This is a genomic window from Rhizobium sp. L9 (assembly GCF_002531885.1).
Taxonomy (GTDB): domain Bacteria; phylum Pseudomonadota; class Alphaproteobacteria; order Rhizobiales; family Rhizobiaceae; genus Rhizobium.
Map to the genome: position 1 here is coordinate 111,832 of NZ_NWSZ01000003.1, position 17,814 is coordinate 129,645.

General features: G+C 62.2%; 14 protein-coding genes. 8 read left to right on the forward strand and 6 right to left on the reverse strand.

From position 1 onward, the window contains the following. The first annotated feature begins 150 nt into the window (after window positions 1-150). From CO660_RS02465 to CO660_RS02475, 3 genes are read left to right on the forward strand one after another with little or no spacing between them, the layout of a single operon-like run. Entirely contained in the window at window positions 151-1,299 is a 1,149-nt protein-coding gene (locus CO660_RS02465; RefSeq protein ID WP_097597220.1) for a Re/Si-specific NAD(P)(+) transhydrogenase subunit alpha, read from the forward strand. Next, entirely contained in the window at window positions 1,299-1,697 is a 399-nt protein-coding gene (locus CO660_RS02470; RefSeq protein ID WP_085779487.1) for a proton-translocating transhydrogenase family protein, read from the forward strand. The genes CO660_RS02465 and CO660_RS02470 overlap by 1 nt, the downstream gene beginning before the upstream one ends. 7 nt (window positions 1,698-1,704) lie before the next feature. Next, complete coding sequence (locus CO660_RS02475; RefSeq protein ID WP_097597221.1) at window positions 1,705-3,099, forward strand: NAD(P)(+) transhydrogenase (Re/Si-specific) subunit beta; 1,395 nt, start codon at window positions 1,705-1,707, stop codon at window positions 3,097-3,099. Window positions 3,100-3,129: 30 nt separating this feature from the next. Here the strand turns inward: CO660_RS02475 and CO660_RS02480 are convergent, their stop codons facing one another. The 5 genes from CO660_RS02480 to CO660_RS02500 form a co-directional block, all read right to left on the reverse strand. Beyond that, on the reverse strand, window positions 3,130-3,612 hold the full coding sequence (locus tag CO660_RS02480; protein ID WP_097597222.1) for a DUF992 domain-containing protein: 483 nt from the start codon (window positions 3,610-3,612) through the stop codon (window positions 3,130-3,132). A gap of 59 nt (window positions 3,613-3,671) precedes the next feature. Continuing rightward, window positions 3,672-5,324 carry a sensor histidine kinase gene (locus CO660_RS02485; protein WP_097597223.1) on the reverse strand — a complete coding sequence of 551 codons (1,653 nt, stop codon included), beginning with the start codon at window positions 5,322-5,324 and terminating at the stop codon, window positions 3,672-3,674. 422 nt (window positions 5,325-5,746) lie between these two features. Beyond that, a complete protein-coding gene (locus tag CO660_RS02490; protein ID WP_085779483.1) occupies window positions 5,747-6,613 on the reverse strand; it encodes a tetratricopeptide repeat protein in 867 nt (288 codons plus the stop codon). Window positions 6,614-6,747: 134 nt separating this feature from the next. Further along, a complete protein-coding gene (gene rpsU / locus CO660_RS02495) occupies window positions 6,748-6,960 on the reverse strand; it encodes a 30S ribosomal protein S21 (RefSeq protein WP_003585885.1) in 213 nt (70 codons plus the stop codon). A gap of 156 nt (window positions 6,961-7,116) precedes the next feature. Continuing rightward, on the reverse strand, window positions 7,117-8,667 hold the full coding sequence (locus CO660_RS02500; RefSeq protein ID WP_245421288.1) for an adenylate/guanylate cyclase domain-containing protein: 1,551 nt from the start codon (window positions 8,665-8,667) through the stop codon (window positions 7,117-7,119). A gap of 330 nt (window positions 8,668-8,997) precedes the next feature. On the opposite strand from CO660_RS02500, the gene CO660_RS02505 reads away from it, so the two are divergent. Further along, on the forward strand, window positions 8,998-11,169 hold the full coding sequence (locus CO660_RS02505; protein WP_097597445.1) for an adenylate/guanylate cyclase domain-containing protein: 2,172 nt from the start codon (window positions 8,998-9,000) through the stop codon (window positions 11,167-11,169). A 6-nt stretch (window positions 11,170-11,175) separates the two neighbouring features. Here CO660_RS02505 and CO660_RS02510 read toward each other — a convergent pair whose 3' ends face one another. Next, a complete protein-coding gene (locus tag CO660_RS02510; RefSeq protein WP_097597225.1) occupies window positions 11,176-12,219 on the reverse strand; it encodes a FecR domain-containing protein in 1,044 nt (347 codons plus the stop codon). Between the two features lie 307 nt (window positions 12,220-12,526). Here CO660_RS02510 and CO660_RS02515 point away from each other — a divergent pair, with 307 nt between their 5' ends. The 4 genes from CO660_RS02515 to CO660_RS02530 all read left to right on the forward strand — a co-directional run bounded on the left by CO660_RS02515 (window position 12,527) and on the right by CO660_RS02530 (window position 17,762). After that, window positions 12,527-13,780 (forward strand): sarcosine oxidase subunit beta family protein, encoded by a 1,254-nt coding sequence (locus tag CO660_RS02515; RefSeq protein ID WP_097597226.1) that lies wholly within the window; start codon window positions 12,527-12,529, stop codon window positions 13,778-13,780. A gap of 109 nt (window positions 13,781-13,889) precedes the next feature. Further along, on the forward strand, window positions 13,890-14,231 hold the full coding sequence (locus tag CO660_RS02520) for a sarcosine oxidase subunit delta (protein WP_097597227.1): 342 nt from the start codon (window positions 13,890-13,892) through the stop codon (window positions 14,229-14,231). Then, window positions 14,228-17,221, forward strand: coding sequence for a sarcosine oxidase subunit alpha (locus tag CO660_RS02525; protein ID WP_097597228.1), 2,994 nt, complete (start codon window positions 14,228-14,230; stop codon window positions 17,219-17,221). Before CO660_RS02520 ends, CO660_RS02525 begins: the two co-directional genes overlap by 4 nt. Then, window positions 17,214-17,762, forward strand: coding sequence for a sarcosine oxidase subunit gamma (locus tag CO660_RS02530; RefSeq protein ID WP_097597229.1), 549 nt, complete (start codon window positions 17,214-17,216; stop codon window positions 17,760-17,762). Before CO660_RS02525 ends, CO660_RS02530 begins: the two co-directional genes overlap by 8 nt. The last annotated feature ends 52 nt before the right edge of the window (window positions 17,763-17,814 follow it).

A 17,814-nucleotide genomic window follows, 5' to 3' on the forward strand; every position in this document is an offset into this window, starting at 1 on the left:
TCTATTCAAGGGAGTTGGAGCGTCTTTGTGCGTCCGGGGGGACGCAGGCGCTCTAAGGGGAGGGGAGGCTTCTCCGAAGCCTTGTGAACTAGGTGCTTGGCCTGCGCAGGCGAGCCTGCGGCGGTCTGGCTGACCCGGAGGAGGGGGCAGTTGGGCAATATTGTTTTCGTTGCAAGGGAAACCACGGAAGGGGAGACGCGTGTCGCGGCCTCCGCCGAGACCGTGAAGAAGATGAAGGGTTTCGGTTTCGACGTCGTCGTCGAGGCCGGCGCCGGTGCGGCTTCGCGCATTCCGGACGCCGAGTTCGAGGCCGTAGGCGCCAGGATCGGCAGTTTTGCCGATGCAGCCTCCGCCGACGTGGTGCTGAAGGTGCGCCGCCCGAGCCCATCGGAAATCGCGGGTTACAAGAGCGGCGCCGTTGTCATCGCGATCATGGACCCCTACGGCAATGACGAGGCGATTGCCGCACTGGCAAGCGCCGGGCTTTCGACCTTCGCCATGGAGCTGATGCCGCGCATCACCCGCGCGCAGTCCATGGACGTGCTCTCCTCTCAGGCCAATCTCGCCGGCTACCAGGCCGTCATCGAGGCCGCGGCGGTCTACGACCGCGCCATGCCGATGATGATGACGGCGGCAGGCACCGTGCCGGCGGCCAAGGTCTTCGTCATGGGCGCCGGCGTCGCCGGTCTTCAGGCGATCGCCACCGCGCGCCGCCTGGGTGCCGCAGTCTCGGCGACCGACGTGCGCCCGGCCGCCAAAGAGCAGGTCGCCTCACTCGGCGCCAAGTTCATCGCCGTCGAGGACGAGGAGTTCAAGGCGGCGGAAACGGCCGGCGGTTATGCCAAGGAAATGTCCGCAGACTATCAGGCGAAGCAGGCAGCCCTCGTCGCCGAACACATCGCCAAGCAGGATATCGTCATCACCACGGCTCTCATTCCCGGCCGGCCGGCGCCGCGGCTCGTTTCGCGCGCCATGCTTTCCTCGATGAAGCCGGGTGCGGTCGCCGTCGACCTCGCGGTCGAGCGCGGCGGCAATATCGAAGGGGTCGTTGCCGGCGAGGTCGCCGACGTCGACGGCGTCAGCGTGATCGGCTTTGCGAATATGCCGGGCCGGGTCGCGGCCAGCGCCTCGGCGCTTTACGCCAAGAACCTCGTCACCTTCCTCGAGACGATGGTCAACAAGGAAACGAAGGCGGTCGTCGTCAACCTCGACGACGAGCTCGTCAAGGCGACGATGCTGACCTATGCCGGCGACGTGGTTCATCCCGCCTTCGGCGGCGCGAAGAAGGGAGATATGTGATGGCCAGTGAAGCAATGGACAGAGCGCTGCAGCAGTTGAACGAAGCGGTGACGGCCGTTGCCACCGCAGCCGCGCAGGCTCCGGAAGCGGCTAGTGCGGCGACGGGCGGGGCGATCGATCCCTTCGTCTTCCAGCTGGCGATCTTCGTCTTGTCGATTTTCGTCGGCTATTACGTCGTCTGGTCGGTGACGCCGGCGCTGCATACGCCGCTGATGGCAGTGACCAACGCGATCTCGTCGGTCATCGTCGTCGGCGCGCTGCTGGCGGTCGGCATCTCCACAAGCGGTCTTGCGACCGGTTTCGGTTTCGTCGCCCTGGTGCTGGTTTCGGTCAACATCTTCGGCGGCTTCCTGGTCACGCAGCGCATGCTTTCGATGTACCGCAAGAAGGACAGGTGAGGGATCGATGACCAGTATCGCAGCTTTCCTCTACCTCGTTTCCGGCGTTCTCTTCATTCTGGCGCTGCGCGGCCTCTCCCATCCGGCCACCAGCCGCAAGGGCAATCTCTTCGGCATGATCGGCATGGGTATCGCCATCCTGACGACGCTGGTGCTGGCGACGCCCAACTTCGGCGGGTTCGTGCTGATCATCCTCGGCCTTGCCATCGGCGGCAGCGTCGGCGCCTATGTCGCCCGCACCATCGCCATGACCTCGATGCCGCAGCTCGTCGCCGGCTTCCACTCGCTGGTCGGGCTTGCCGCCGTGCTGGTGGCTGCCTCGGCGCTCTATACACCAGCTTCTTTCCGTATCGGCGAGATCGGCCATATCCACACCGAGGCCCGCATCGAAATGGCGCTCGGCGTGGCGATCGGGGCGCTGACCTTCACCGGCTCGATCATCGCCTTCCTGAAGCTTGACGGGCGCATGTCCGGCAAGCCGATCCTGCTGCCCTACCGGCACCTGATCAATGCAACCCTGCTGGCGCTGATCGTGCTCTTCATCATCGGCCTTGCCGCGACCGAAAGCCATTTCGACTTCTGGGCGGTCGTGGCACTGTCGCTGGCGCTCGGTGTTCTGCTGATCGTGCCGATCGGTGGCGCCGACATGCCCGTCGTCGTTTCGATGCTGAACTCCTATTCCGGATGGGCTGCGGCCGGCATCGGCTTCACGCTCGGCAATCTGGCGCTGATCATCACCGGCGCGCTCGTCGGCTCCTCCGGCGCCATCCTGTCGTATATCATGTGCAAGGGCATGAACCGCTCCTTCATCTCCGTCATTCTCGGCGGTTTCGGCGGCGAGACGGCGTCCGGCGGGAGCGATACGTCAGACAGGACGGTCAAGCTCGGCTCCGCCGAGGATGCGGCCTATCTGATGGCCAATGCCTCGAAGGTCATCATCGTGCCGGGATACGGCATGGCGGTCGCTCAGGCTCAGCATGCGCTGCGCGAATTGGCCGATAATCTCAAGAAGAACGGCGTCGAGGTGAAATATGCGATCCACCCGGTCGCAGGCCGCATGCCCGGCCATATGAACGTGCTGCTGGCCGAAGCCAATGTTCCCTATGACGAGGTCTTCGAACTCGAGGACATCAATTCGGAATTTGCCCAGGCCGATGTCGCCTATGTAATCGGCGCCAATGACGTCACCAATCCGGCTGCGCGCGACGACAAGACCTCGCCGATCTACGGCATGCCGATCCTCGACGTCGATCGGGCGAAGACCTGCCTTTTCGTCAAGCGCTCGCTTGGTTCGGGTTATGCCGGCATCGACAACACGCTGTTCTACAAGGACGGCACGATGATGCTGCTCGGCGACGCCAAGAAAATGACCGAGGATATCAACAAGGCGATCGCGCATTGAGCCGATGAGCCGCCCTTCGGGGCGGCTTTCTCATATCTCGCCCGGCACCAGCGTCATCTTCTCGACGCCGATCGCCAGGTTCAGCCCTTCCTGGGCCTGAACATTCAGCGGCTGCAGCATGAAAGCCTTATTGGTGCCGCCGGCGATCACTTTGGCGCCGGCGCCCGCACCGATGCTCGCATCAGCGCCGACTCCGTAATATTCGCCGGCAAGGGCGAATTGCGGCATATCGGTGCCGGTCTTTGCCAGGACCTGCCAGATCATCACGCTCTTGCCCGTCTGGCCGATGTCGAGGCCGAATTTTTCGATCTTGCCGGCATAGACCGCCTTGGCGCCGCCGGCTGCCGGTGTATAGGTGCAGATGAGGTTCTTCTGCGAGGTGACGATCAGACCCTGACCGCCATCCGATCCGCAGACCAGACGGCCAAGCGTCACATAATTTTCCGCGCTCGCCGGGCTAACCCAGGCAGCCGCGGTCAGAGCCGCGGTGGCGATCATCGTTTGCTTGAACATGGTCCTTCTCCTTGAAAACGACCTGTCCGAAACGGGTTGAGGTGGCGATTGTTCCTGGGTTATCCCCGCTCCAGCGTGGCGCGCTGGGCTATCAGTACCCATAACAGGCCTTCAGGCCGGAAATCGACCTGCACCGTGCCACGGAAGGCGGCAGCGGCATGCGCCTTGATGACGGTCGTGCCGAAGCCCGAGCGCGACGGCTCGGTGACCGCCGGGCCGCCGCGCTCCTCCCAGGTGAAGCGGAGCAGGGCATCCGGCTTGCTTTCGTCCCTAACATCGTGCCAGTCGAAGCGGACGCGCCCCTGCGGAACGGAGAGCGCACCATATTTCACTGAATTGGTGGCGAGCTCATGCAGGGTAAGGCCCAGGTTCTGCACCGCATCCGGCTTCAGGACGAAATCTTCGCCTGTGATTTCGATCTGGTCGCGCGATTGCGGGAAGGCCTGCAGATGGATATCAACGACCCGCCGGAGCGACACGCCTCCCCATTGCTCGCTCGTCAGGAGCTCTATTGAACGCGCCAGCCCCTCAAGGCGGTCGGCGACGGCAGCCTGAAAGGTTTCGACGCTGTCGGCCTGTTTGGCCAGCTGGCGCATCATGGCCTGAGCAAGCGTGAGAAGGTTCTTGGTACGATGGACGAGTTCATGCATGACGAACCGCAGCCGGTCCTCGGTCTGGCTGCGATCGAATGAGGCGTTCGAAAGAGCGATCGCCACCTGGTTCGCCTCGATGACGCTTGTTTCAACCGGTGAGACGATGTGGCCCTGACCCATGCGGTTCGCCATGTCGGCAATCTCGCGAATGGTGGTGCGGACCTGTCTCGCGACGGCATAGGCGGCCAGTACGGCAACGAGCACGAGGGCAACTCCTCCGATGATGAGGAAACGCCAGGTGCTGAGAATCGACGCCTGCGCCACCGGCCCCCAGATCACCGTCTTCCAGGACCAGCCGGGAATTTGTGCATAACCGAGGAGCATGTGCGGCAGGATCGTCTTGTCTTCGAATACGCCCCGGGAAAAACTGAGCGCCGGCAGGATGCGCGGATCGAAGGGCGTGCCGGGTTCGAGGGCAGTCGGGCCGGCGGCAACGACCACGTGACCACTTTGATCAAGCACAGCCGCCGACCATCCAGGGGCTAGACCCTGGGTCGTTACGAGCCGGCCGAGATCCTGGGCATCCTGTGTGATGATGAGGGCGGAAACGGGATCGTTCTTTCTCGGCAGGATGACATTGTAGACCCAGTCACCGCTGGTTCTGCCGCGGACCACATCCGACGCTTCGATGTGACCGGATTTCATTGCGGCATCGAGGGCGGCGATGTTTGTCGTCTTTCCGAGCTCCGCGCCGAAAGGTCGGCGTGTGTTCAGCAGTTGCTGGCCAGTTGCGTCGACAGCTTGGACGTAGAGCGCATTGTTCCGCAGAGCTGCTTCCGTGCGCTGGTGGAAGGAGGCGAGATCGCCGTTTTCGAGTTCCGGGGAGCTCGACAGCAGCCGCAACGTCGTCGCCATATCCTGAAGCTGGCGATCGATGATGCGCGACAGGGCAAGCGCGTCCTGCGCCGTCTCGCGCTTTAGCGTGGAGCGCTGGTTGTCCTCCAACTGCAGCAGAAGCAGCGTCACGAAGGCGAAGATCGGCAACGCGATCGCCACCGCCATGGCAACGAGATAGGTGCCGATCGAAGCTTTGGGAAAAAACAGCGCCACGATCTTCATTTATTGCGCGCCGCCGCCACAAGTCCCGATATTGCCGCGTCCTTTGTGCGTCTTGAAAGATGTGCGGCGCTGCTGTGCGCGCTGTCCGCAACAGTTTTCGTCTGCGGTCAGGAAAGCAAAGATCCGCATCTCTCGCAAACCGCCCTCAACATGTTTTCGCACACCCCGATAGCGGGCTATCGAAGCAGCCGCATGTTAGGGTGAGCAAAAGCAGGTTGCAACATCGTATAACATGCCACGGAAGACGGTGGCGGTCTTTCCGTCTCTCTTTTCAAAGCGATGCGGCGCCTTCATAACAACTTATTCCGCCACCCGTTGCTGCACGCGCACCGGGCCCGGTCATCGATAAAGATTCTGCCGGAGATTTTCTGCAACGCCAAGGTTCGGGGCATCCGATGGCCCGATCGCCCCAATTCACATTCTTAGCCGGCTGGAGCGCCCACTCGGGCGAGACCATCGCGGGCCGGCTGGTATTTCGGGTCAAGCCCGACCGCATGGCGATAGGAGCGGGCAGCCTTGGCCTTGTCGCCGCGACGTTCGTAGACAAGAGCCTGGTTGGCCCAGGATTCGGCGATATTGCCGTTGAGATCGATCGCGTGATTGAAATCGGCAAACGCGTTGTCGTCGTCATTCAGCGCGATGTAGGAGATGCCGCGGCCATTATAGGGCTCGGGCGAATTCGGGGCGAGCGAGATGGCTTTCGAGAAATCGTCGATTGCCTTATCCTGCTGGTTGCGCTTCTGATAGATCAGGCCACGATTGTGATAGGCGCGACCATCGGTCGTGCCGAGCTGGATCGCCTTGCTGAAATCGTTGAAAGCTGCATCGTCCTGTCCGGCCATGCGATAGACATTGCCGCGGCCGATATAGGCGACGTCGTAGCTCGGATTGATCTGCAGGGCGGCATTGTAGTCGGCAATCGCCTGCTGCTGCTGGCCCATGTTGCGATAGACGAGCGCGCGGTTGGCATAGGCCTGGAAGAAGCGCGGGTTGATCTGCAATGCTGTATTGAAATCGTTCAGCGCCTGGCGGAACTGGCCGCTGCGGCCATAGGCGGAACCGCGGACATTATACCCTTCGGGATCCCTCGGATTGGCGTTGATAACAGCCGTCAGCGACGCGATGTTCTCTTCCGAGCCCTGCGCCTTGTCGATGCGGATTACGGCATCCGTGGTGTTGGTCGTCTCGCAGCCGGCAAGGCCGACCATGGCCGCCAGCGTCAAAGCCGGCAGGAATGCGGATTTCTGAAAGCGCCAAGCGCGGGACGGATTGAAGGTGGTATCAGCCATTCGGGCTCGCTTTCCCCATGCGGCATATCCGATTTCTGGATATGCGATCTTCAGCGGCAAACTAAAAAGGCGGCGGCGAACCCATCGCCCCCGCCACAATACATCTGAAAACGTCGAAAAAACGACGGCAACGCTTAGCGTGCGACCAGGCCTTCGCGCTGGGCGCGCTTGCGGGCCAGCTTGCGAACACGGCGAACAGCTTCGGCCTTTTCGCGAGCGCGCTTCTGCGAAGGCTTCTCGTAGTAGTCGCGCATCTTCATTTCGCGGAAAATGCCTTCGCGCTGCATCTTCTTCTTGAGAGCGCGGAGAGCCTGATCGACATTGTTATCGCGGACAAGTACCTGCACGAGAATCACGTTCCTTTGGTTTGGTTGATGCCTGAGGCAGCGCAGCGCCAGGGGCAAAAATATAACGTTCGCGCGGCCGCAGCCTTGCGATTGGTGATGCGGGATAGCAGATCGAGTAGGGGAAGTCCAGATGGATATCGGCGGCAGTTGGAAAAATCATCCCTGCCCGGCATCCTGTCTTAAGCGAGCCGCTTCCGGCGGGGCCTCGTCCAGCGCGGCGATTGCCTCCTTGAGCGCCGTCCTGACCCGGAGTCGATCGGCAGGCTCCAGCCGGCTCATATCCAGATGCAGGTCGAGACCCGAGAGATGTTCGCTAAGGACGCGGCTTTTGTGGTCGGCGCCGAGCCTCAGCCCGTCGACGGCATAGGGCACGACCTCGCGCTGGATGCCCTTCATGGTGATCTGCGGCAAGGGATGGGCGTCGACGATCTCGTTCACCAGCGCATAGGTTTCGTAGCTGATGACGATTTCTCCGCCCTGGGCGATCGACTGCAGCCTGGCTGCGAGATTGGCCTCCGCGCCGATGATCGTATAGTCCATGCGATCGTTGCTGCCAAAATTGCCCACGTTGCAATAACCGCTGTTGATTCCCATGCGTACGACGAAAGGCTCCTCGGTGCCGTTTCTGCGCCATCTGTCCTTGAGTTCGCCGAGGCGACGCTGCATGTCGACGGCCATGCGCAGGCAGGCTTTCGCATCTTCCTCCGGACCCTTCGTTTCCGGGTCGCCGAAGAAGACCAGCATGGCGTCGCCGATGAACTTGTCCACCGTGCCGCCATGGGCGAGGGCAATGTTCGACATTTCGGTCAGATATTCGTTGAGCATATCCGTCAGCGCTTCCGGCTGCAGCCGCTCGGTGGTCGCGGTGAAATCCTTGATGTCGGAGAAGAAAATCGTCAGGCGCTTGCGCTCGGTATGGACGACGACGTCTTTCTGTCCGCTGAAGATGCTCTTGTAGATCTGCGGCGAGAGATAACGTGAAATCTTCAGGGAAACGCTCGCCAGAAATTCGTTCGCCGCTTCGAGATCCCGGTTGGCGCCATGGATGGCGCGGGCCTGCTGGCGCTGCAGCAGAATGAAGCTGAGGCCGATGATGGCGACAAAAAGGAAATAGCAGAGCAGATATTTGAAGGCGAAGACGTTGCTTGCATAGGGCTGCTTGATGACCACTTCCTGGATACCGCGCACATCGCCGACCTTCCAGTCGGTCTTCGGACTTTCCGGGTGGCTGTTGTGACAGGCAACGCAAGCCTGGCCCATGACGACCGGCGTGACGAAGCGCAAGGTATCGGTCAATCCGACGCGGGTGAGGTCGCTCAACGTCTGCTGTGGATTGGCGCGCAGTGCGACAAGCGCTCGTTTCTCGAAATCGTCGAGCTCGTGGGAAGCGCGACTTTTGAACGGCAGATCGGAGACGAAGCGGTATGTGATGTTGGCCTGCTGCTCTTTTATGACGTCGCCGAGTTCCAGCGAAAGTGTCGCCGGCAGCGGGATGGCGCCGGGGATATTGGCGTAGTTGTGGGAGACGACCGTGCCTGCGGTCGCGCCGCTGGCGTGCGCGGCCAGAACGCGTCCGACGACATTGGCGGAATAGTAGGAGCGGATGCTCGATATCAGCGAGCTCATATCGCGCGCCTGGCGTCTGAGGGTATTTCCTGAGAGGTCGCTGATGTCGAGCCAGACGGCCAGCGGCAGTCCTGCCAGCATCGCCAGCACGACGACGATCAGCCAATAGCCGGTGCGGCGCACGGCGGTTTCGGAAATCACGGGAGCCCCTCACTCTTCCATATAAAAGCATTCGCGCTTCGCGCCGTTACAAGAACATTTCACCGCGCGTCCCACAAGATCGAAGCCGTGTCGTCCAAGCAAAAGCGTGGTCGAAACGACGGCGTCGCCAAATTTGAAGATGCCGTTGCGCCGACCGGCCGGAAGCGGAAGGCTGGAAAGCGAAAAGAAGCGTCGGGGCGCATGAGTGAATGGCGTCCGGGCAGAAAGCGGCGTAGCCTGTCGTTTGGGAGAGGGACACCGGTTGAGATGATGACGCGCGTGCAGCAAATTGGTGTCGTTGTCGGACTGGTGATCGTGGCTGCGCTGACGATGCTGCGGGTAGACGATCCCGGGATCTTCAAGCTGATCCGTGGGGTGACCTTCGACGAGTACCAACGCCTGCTTCCGCGGACATTCGAGCCCATGCCGGTCCATGTGATCGATATTGATGAGGCGTCGCTGCGCGAGTTCGGCCAATGGCCGTGGCCACGAGACCGGTTGGCCCTGCTGGTGGACCGGCTTTCTGACATGGGCGCTGCGGCCATCGCCTTCGACGTTCTCTTTTCAGAGCCGGACCGGCTGTCGCCGCGCAACGTCGTGCGCGAGGTGGCGGGGGTTGATCCGTCCCTGGCAGAGAAGCTTCCCGACAATGACGAGATCTTTGCCCGCTCGATCTCCGGCAAACCCGTCGTGCTCGGTTTCGGCCTTTCAAACGAGGGCAGTTACCGGCCGCCTGTCAAGGCTGGTTTTGCTTTCACCGGGGAAAGCCCCGTCTCGGCTCCGCCCTATCTTGCGGCATCGACGCCGCTCAGGCCGCAATTGGAAGCCAATGCCGCAGGGCTCGGCCACATCAGCCTCAATCCCGGCAATCCTTCGCCGGTGGTGCGGGCGGTGCCGTTGTTCCTGACCGACGGCGTGCAGCTCTATCCCAATCTCGCGGTCGAGGCGCTGCGCGTCGCGCAAGGTGTATCGACGTATGTGTTGGCCGGCGCGCCCGATCGCGCCGGCGTGATGACATCGGCAAAGATCGGCGATTTCGTCGTGCCGCTGACGGCGGCGGGCGAATTTTGGCTCTATGTCAGCCCCGATCGAGCCGAGCGCTATATCTCCGCCCGCCAGGTGCTCGCCGCCGGAGGCGCCTCTCCCGAGATCTCCGCCGCCATTGACGGCAGCATCGTCTTCATCGGCACCTCGGCGGCAGGCCTGCAGGACATCCGCGTCACGGCGCTCGGCGAGAACGTTCCCGGCGTTTCGATGCATGCGCAGGTCGTCGAACAGATTCTCTCCGGCCGTTTCCTGTCGCGGCCCGACTGGGCGGACGGGCTGGAAATTCTCACGATCGCGGTGCTCGGATGCCTGCTCGTCGTGGTGACGACCTTCGTCAGTCCCGCCGTCGCACTGGTCTGCGGCCTGCTCATTACCGCAATGGCGCTCGTGGCCTCCTGGCTCTCCTTTCTTTATGCGGGGCTTCTTCTCGATCCATTGGCTCCGATCGTCAGCGGATCGGTTATCCATTTTGCCGCAACCTCGTTCCGCATTCTGGTGATCGACCGGGAAAGGCGCGAGGTGCGGCGCGCCTTCGGACATTATCTTTCTCCGTCTCTGCTGCATCGCATCGAGCATAACCGCGATGCCTTGCGCCTCGGTGGAGATGACCGGGAACTGACGGTAATGTTCGTCGACGTCAGGAACTTCACTGAAATCAGCGAACGGCTGGCGCCGACTGATGTCGTTGCCTTCCTGAATACATTGCTCGACGCGCTGAGCCGTCATGTCGTGGCTAACGAAGGTACTCTCGACAAGTTTATCGGCGATTCGATCATGGCATTCTGGAATGCGCCGGTTGATGTAGCGGATCACGAAATCAAGGCGGTTCGCACGGCGCTCGCCATGCGCGAGACACTCGCCGAACTGAACGCCGGCGACGCCTTCGGCTTCGGACCCGATCAGGAGGTCGGCATCGGCATCGGCATCCATACCGGAGTTGCCTGTGTCGGCAATATGGGCGCCAAAACCCGCTTCAACTATTCGGCTGTCGGAGATGCGGTCAACGTCGCGGCCCGCATCGAGTCGTCCTGCAAGGAGGTCGGCTTTGATATCCTCATCTCCGACAGCACGGCTCGCTCCGTGCAGGGGATGGCGGTGATCGAGGCCGGCGCCCTCTCGCTCAAAGGGAAGAGCAGCCGGACGCAGATCCTTGCGGTCGTCGGCGATGAACGCGTCGCAGCGTCCCAGGAATTCGCCGCGCTCGCGATCGTTCACAAGCAGCTGATGCAGGCCCTGCAATCGCATTCGCGGAACAGCCGCAAGCTTGTCGGCGCGTCAAAGCTCAGGGCTGCGCAAGTGCTCGGCGGTCTGGCGGAATTCTACCAGCGTATATCCGGCAGGGCCGATCATTTTCGCGAAGTGCCTGAGGCCGTCGAGAAAAGCGCCGCCGACTGACCGGCCTCAGCGAGCGCGATTGAAATCACGGCCCCTGTGGTGGTTCCGATCATTGTCACCATCACCATCACCAGCACCATCATGATCATGATGGTGATCGCGACCTCCATCATGCTGGCGGTCGTGCCCCCGATGATCCAGACCGTGATTTCCCGGCTTGCCGTCCTCGTCATGCCGGCCATGACCCTCATGCTTATCGGGCCTGTCCGGCTTATCGTGGTCGGGTCTATCATGATGGGGCTTGTCGTGGTGCGGCATTTCCGGCTTCTGCGGTCGCTCCTTTTGTGGCTCGGCCTCTCTCTGTGGCGGATCCTGTCTTTGCGGAGCGGGTGCAATTGCCGGCGGCGGCCGGTCTCGTTCGCTTCTTTCCCGCACCAGCGAAGCCATGTTGCATCCGCCGAGCAGGCCGAGGCCACCCGAAAGCCGCTGGTTGCCGGAGAGGAAGGGCAGAGCGCGCTCATTTCCAAGCTTCTGGAGGACGTTACGCTCCACTCGTCGGGCCGCCGTCATGTCGCCGTTCGGTTTGGCGATAACGCAGTCGCAGCGTTGCTGCAGCTGCCGGCAGCCGCCGGGGCCGCAGAAGCGGGCCGCGCCGTTCAACAGGACGACGGCGGTGGTGCCGTCAGGGCCGACATAAAAATCGAATGCGGTGCCGCGCACGCCGATCGTGCCTGCAGGCGTCAGAATTTGATAGGCCGAGGATTTCGAATTGCCACTTACCCAGCGGAAGGTCCCCTTGGCGGCCTTGATGGTGAGTTGCCTGACCGATTGGGTGTCGTCGAAAACATATCTGTCGATGACGACGGAGGACCCCCAGCCGACCGCAAGTTTGGTGCCGTCTCTAAATACAAACTGGCCCAGCCCAGACTGCGAAGTCTTGATGCGTTCGTCGCGGTGAACGCTTGTGTTAACTTCGATCGGGCCTGCTTGTCCAGTCACCTCGGTCTTGATGACCACAGCCTGGCCGACCGGCTCGGCGGCAGTTGCCAGCCGGAAGCCGCATAGCGCAATGAAAAGCGCCTGGAATAAAAGCCGCCCCCGTATGCACATGATACACCAATCCCGGCAACGGGGAAAAATTAACATCATACTAACTGCTTGTCTTTTCACCCTCTTGGGCTAGTCAGGTCTGCCGCAAAGGGGAAGGCCGGACCTTCGCAAGATCCTGCAGGATGATCTTCGTTTGGGTTTGGGAAGCGGCGCTTAACACTATCGCAAATTGCTCAGTTTTCGACACGATGTCGTTCAGTGTCAAAAGTGAAGCTCTCGCGCGTCGCAAAACAGCCGTTGTGCCGCATTTGGATTTGCGATTTGTATGGGCGCGAGTACAGCCCTTGCCCGAAGGAGAAGAAGGCGGATGCGGAAATATTCGGTTTTTGCCGTGGCGCGGGAGGCCCTTCGCGGCCACAGAGGTTGGGAGAAGCAGTGGACTTCGCCGGAGCCGCGCGCCGAATACGACGTCGTTATCATCGGCGCTGGCGGACATGGCCTGGGAGCCGCCTATTATCTTGCGAAGGAGCACGGCATCACCAATGTGGCGGTGCTCGAGAAGGGCTGGCTCGGCGGCGGCAATACCGGGCGCAATACCACCATCATCCGTTCGAACTATCTCTATGAAGAGAGCATGCACATTTACGAGCATTCGATGAAGCTCTGGGAAGGGCTTTCACAGGAGCTCAACTACAATGTGATGTATTCGCCGCGCGGCGTGATGATGCTCTCGCACAATATTCACGACCAGCAGTCGTTCAAGCGACACATCCACGCCAACCGGCTCTACGGCATCGATAACGAATGGCTGACGCCGGAGCAGGCCAAGGCCTATTGCCCGCCGCTCGACATCTCCGCCAGTGCGCGCTATCCGATCAATGGTGCAGCGCTGCAGCGCCGCGGCGGCACGGCGCGTCACGATGCGGTGGCCTGGGGATATGCGCGGGCAGCCTCCGATCGGGGTGTGCACATCATCCAGAACTGCGAAGTGACTGGCATCCGGCGCAGTCCGGACGGACGGGTGACCGGGGTCGAGACCTCGCGCGGCTTCATCGGCGCCAGAAAGGTCGGCGTATCAGCCGCGGGCCATACCTCGACAATCATGAAGATGGCAGATGTGCGCGTGCCGCTGCAGTCGAGCCCGCTGCAGGCGCTAGTCTCCGAGCCGCTGAAGCCGATCTTCCCCTGCGTCGTCATGTCGAACACGGTGCATGCCTACATCTCCCAGTCCGACAAGGGCGAGCTCGTCATCGGCGCCGGTACCGACCAGTATAATTCCTATTCCCAGACCGGCGGACTGCAGATCATCACGCATACGCTCGACGCCATCTGCGAACTCTTTCCGATGTTCCGGCGCGTGAAGATGATGCGGCAATGGGGCGGCATCGTCGACAATACGCCGGACCGTTCGGCGATCCAGTCAAAGACGCCGGTTCCCGGGCTTTACGTCAATTGCGGTTGGGGCACCGGCGGCTTCAAGGCAACGCCGGGCTCGGCCAATCTCTTTGCGCACCTCATCGCCCGCGATGAAGCGCACAAGTTCAATGCCGGCCTGACGCTGGAACGCTTCCGCAGCGGCCGGCTGATTGATGAAGCGGCGGCTGCGGCGGTGGCGCACTGATGATGAACGTGTTCGCTCGGTTGCCCGCTCCTTTCGTTGTTCGCCCCCTCATCCGCTTTGTAAGCACCTTCTCTCTAATGGGGAGAAGGGGAGGAGAAGGAAATCCCACATGCTGCTGATCCATTGCCCTTATTGTCAGGAAGAGCGTTCCGAGCTCGAATTCCGCGGCGCGGGTGACGCGCATATAGTGCGGCCGGCGGACATCGCCTCGATCTCGGACGAGGAATTCGAGGAATATTTCTTCCTGCGCGACAACCCGAAGGGGCTGATCTTCGAACGCTGGCGGCATATTCACGGCTGCGGCCGGTTCTTCAACGCGGCGCGCGATACGGTGAGCGACAAGTTCATCATGACCTACAAGGCGGGCGAGCCGAAGCCGCGGATCGGTGCCGAGGCCGAACAGCATAGCCCTGTCGAGACCTATGAAGCGGTGGAAGGAGAGGCCCAATGAGCGGTGCTAATCGTATCGCCGGGAAGGGGCGTCTGACGCCTGCAAAGACCGCGCGCTTCAGCTTCGACGGCAAGAGCTATACGGCGCTGGAAGGCGATACCGTCGCTTCGGCGCTGATCGCCAACGGCATTCATCTCGTCGGCCGTTCGTTCAAATATCATCGGGCTCGCGGCATCCTCTCGGCAGGCGCCGAAGAGCCGAACGCGCTGATCGATGTCGCGCGTGACAAGGCGCGCAAGCAGCCGAACGTCCGCGCTACGGTGCAGGAAATCTTCGACGGCATGATCGTCCAGTCGCAGAACCGCTGGCCTTCGCTTGCCTATGACGTCGGTGCGGTCAACAACCTGATGTCGCCGTTCTTCGCCGCCGGCTTCTACTACAAGACCTTCATGTGGCCGCGCTCCGCCTGGAAACATGTCTACGAACCGTTCATCCGCCGCGCTGCCGGTCTCGGCGTCGCGCCGACGGAAGAAGATCCGGACCATTATGCCAGCCGCTACGCCCATTGCGACGTGCTCGTGGTCGGTGCCGGGGTGGCCGGGCTTTCGGCAGCGCTGGCCGCGGCCGAGACCGGCGCGAAGGTGATCCTCTGCGACGAGCAGGCGGAAGCCGGCGGTGCGCTGCGCTACGATGCCGGCATCAGGATCGACGGACAGGATGGTTACGCCTGGGCGCAGAAGACCGTGGCGCGGCTGAAGGCGATGGACAATGTCGAAGTGCTCACCCGCACGACCGCCTTCGGCTACTACAACCATAATTTCGTCGGCCTTGCCGAGCGCGTCACCGATCACATGGCCAAGCCCTCCCGTGATCTGCCGCGCGAGCGGCTGTGGCAGGTCCGGGCCAAGCGGGTGATTCTCGCCACCGGCTCGATCGAGCGGCACATGGTATTTCCCAACAACGACCGGCCCGGCATCATGCTCGCCTCGGCGGGGCGGATGTACCTCAATCATTACGGTGTCGCCGTCGGAAACAATGTCGGCATCTACACGGCGCACGACTCTGCCTATGAGGCGGCTTTCGATCTCAAGCGGGCCGGTGTTTCGGTCGCCGCCATCGTCGATTGCAGGCAGGCGCCGGGTGCTGCAGTGCTGGCGGAGGCGCGTGCACTCGGCATAGATGTTCTTACCGGCCAGTCGGTCATCAATACGGCGGGGCGGCTGCGCATCTCATCGATGACAGTAGCGCGCAACGGCGGCGGTTCGCCGCGCAAGATCCCGGTCGATGCGCTTCTGGTTTCGGCCGGCTGGACGCCATCCGTGCATCTGTTCTCGCAGTCCCGCGGCAAGGTGGCCTTCGAAGCGGAAAGCCAGCGGTTCCTGCCCGGCACCTATGCGCAGGATTGCCTTTCGGTCGGCGCCTGTAACGGCACCGACGACCTGCAGCGAACGGTCGAGGAATCGCTTGCCGCAGGCGAACTGATGGCGCAGGCCGCGGGCAAGAGCGGCGGCGGGAAAATCACGATTTCGGCCGAGCAGCCCTATGACTGGACGGGCGGGATGATCGGCGCTGCCGAAGGCGCCGGACCGAAGACGAACGCCAAGGCCTTCATCGATTTCCAGCATGACGTCTGCGCCAAGGATATCCGCCTTGCCGTGCGCGAAGGCATGCATTCGATCGAGCATATCAAGCGGTTTACGACCAACGGCATGGCCTCGGATCAGGGCAAGCTTTCGAATATGCATGGCCTGGCGATTGCCGCCGAAATGCTCGGCAAGGAAATCCCGCGGGTCGGTCTCACGACTTTCCGCGCACCCTATACGCCGGTGACCTATGGTACGCTGATCGGCCATTCACGCGGAAAGCTGTTTGATCCGACGCGCAAGACGCCGCTGCACGACTGGGAAGAAGCGCATGGCGCCGTTTTCGAGGATGTCGGCAACTGGAAGCGCGCCTGGTTCTATCCGCGCTCGGGCGAGAACATGCACCAGGCGGTCGCGCGCGAGTGCCGGACGGCCCGCGAGTCGGCAGGCATCTTCGATGCCTCTACGCTCGGCAAGATCGAAGTGGTAGGCCCGGATGCGGCGAAATTCCTCAATCTGATCTACACCAATGCCTGGGATACACTGAAGCCCGGCAAGGCGCGCTACGGCATCATGACACGTGAGGACGGCTTCGTTTATGACGACGGCGTCGTCGGGCGTCTGGCAGAGGATCGTTTTCACGTGACGACGACGACAGGCGGAGCGCCGCGTGTTCTCCATCACATGGAAGATTACCTGCAGACGGAATTCCCCGATCTGAAGGTGTGGCTGACCTCGGTGACCGAACAATGGGCTGTCATCGCCGTCCAGGGACCGAAGGCGCGCGAGATCGTCGAGCCTCTCGTCGAAGGGGTCGATCTTTCCAACGAGGCCTTCCCGCATATGAGCGTTGCCGAGTGCACGGTCTGCGGCGTACCGGCGCGGCTCTTCCGCGTTTCCTTCACGGGAGAAATCGGTTTCGAAATCAACGTGCCGGCCGACTACGGCCAGTCGGTGCTCGAAGCGGTCTGGGCCAATGCCGAACCGCTCGGCGCCTGCGTCTACGGCACTGAGACCATGCACGTCCTCCGCGCCGAGAAGGGCTATATCATCGTCGGCCAGGATACGGACGGGACCGTAACCCCCGACGACGCGGGCGTCGCCTGGGCCGTTTCGAAGAAGAAGAAGGACTTCGTCGGCATTCGCGGGCTGCAGCGGCCGGACCTCGTCAAGGAGGGACGCAAGCAGCTCGTCGGCCTCGTTACCAAGGATCCGAAGTTGGTGCTCGAAGAAGGCGCGCAGGTCGTCGCTAGCCCGAACGAGCCGAAGCCGATGACGATGCTCGGCCATGTCACATCGGCCTATTGGTCGGAAAATTGCGGCAGGTCGATCGCCTTCGCTCTGGTCGCCGGCGGCCGGGCGCGGATGGGCGAGACGCTTTATGTGCCGATGCCGGATCGGACGATCGCCGTCGAAGTGACGGATCTGGTATTCTTTGACAAGGAAGGAGGCCGCATCCATGGCTGATGTTGCAATTCGCAAGCCGGCGCTGGCCGGCCGTCTCGGCGGCTCCGCCACTGTGCGTCTGGCCGTCGCACCGCCCGCAAGCCGCGTGGCGCTGCGCGCGCCGGGCGGGTCGCTCAAAGCACTTTCTTTGGCTCTCGGCCTCTCTGTGCCGACCACGCCGAAGACGTCCGGCCGCGCCGGTGCGCGCTCGGCGCTCTGGCTCGGGCCGGACGAGTGGCTGTTGATCGATCAGGCCGGTGGCGATCTGATGGCGGCATGTTCCAGCGCCGGCGCGCTGCATTCGGCGACCGACGTTTCCCACCGCAACGTGGCGGTCATCGTCTCCGGGCCGGGTGCGGAGGCGACGCTTGCGGCCGGCTGCCCGCAGGACCTGTCGCTGTCGTCCTTTCCAGTCGGCGCGGCCTCGCGCACGGTCTTCGGCAAGGCGGAGATCGTACTTTTCCGCACGGAAGAAGACACGTTTCGGGTGGAGTGCTGGCGGTCGTTTTCCGATTACGTCTTCGGGCTGCTGGCCGAGGCGGCGGAAGATGCCGGGCATTGAGGCTTTTGGGCCGGTGGCTTAAGAGCCAGATGAAATTTGCAGGGGCCGCAAA

What these genes read in the sequence shown, in the direction of transcription:
- CO660_RS02470 (WP_085779487.1), top strand. Translation starts at nt 1,299, where the DNA reads ATGGCCAGTGAAGCAATGGACAGAGCGCTGCAGCAGTTGAACGAAGCG.
- CO660_RS02475 (WP_097597221.1), top strand. Translation starts at nt 1,705, where the DNA reads ATGACCAGTATCGCAGCTTTCCTCTACCTCGTTTCCGGCGTTCTCTTC.
- CO660_RS02480 (WP_097597222.1), bottom strand. Translation starts at nt 3,612, where the DNA reads ATGTTCAAGCAAACGATGATCGCCACCGCGGCTCTGACCGCGGCTGCC.
- CO660_RS02485 (WP_097597223.1), bottom strand. Translation starts at nt 5,324, where the DNA reads ATGAAGATCGTGGCGCTGTTTTTTCCCAAAGCTTCGATCGGCACCTAT.
- CO660_RS02490 (WP_085779483.1), bottom strand. Translation starts at nt 6,613, where the DNA reads ATGGCTGATACCACCTTCAATCCGTCCCGCGCTTGGCGCTTTCAGAAA.
- CO660_RS02500 (WP_245421288.1), bottom strand. Translation starts at nt 8,667, where the DNA reads ATGCTGGCAGGACTGCCGCTGGCCGTCTGGCTCGACATCAGCGACCTC.
- CO660_RS02505 (WP_097597445.1), top strand. Translation starts at nt 8,998, where the DNA reads ATGACGCGCGTGCAGCAAATTGGTGTCGTTGTCGGACTGGTGATCGTG.
- CO660_RS02510 (WP_097597225.1), bottom strand. Translation starts at nt 12,219, where the DNA reads ATGTGCATACGGGGGCGGCTTTTATTCCAGGCGCTTTTCATTGCGCTA.
- CO660_RS02515 (WP_097597226.1), top strand. Translation starts at nt 12,527, where the DNA reads ATGCGGAAATATTCGGTTTTTGCCGTGGCGCGGGAGGCCCTTCGCGGC.
- CO660_RS02520 (WP_097597227.1), top strand. Translation starts at nt 13,890, where the DNA reads ATGCTGCTGATCCATTGCCCTTATTGTCAGGAAGAGCGTTCCGAGCTC.
- CO660_RS02525 (WP_097597228.1), top strand. Translation starts at nt 14,228, where the DNA reads ATGAGCGGTGCTAATCGTATCGCCGGGAAGGGGCGTCTGACGCCTGCA.
- CO660_RS02530 (WP_097597229.1), top strand. Translation starts at nt 17,214, where the DNA reads ATGGCTGATGTTGCAATTCGCAAGCCGGCGCTGGCCGGCCGTCTCGGC.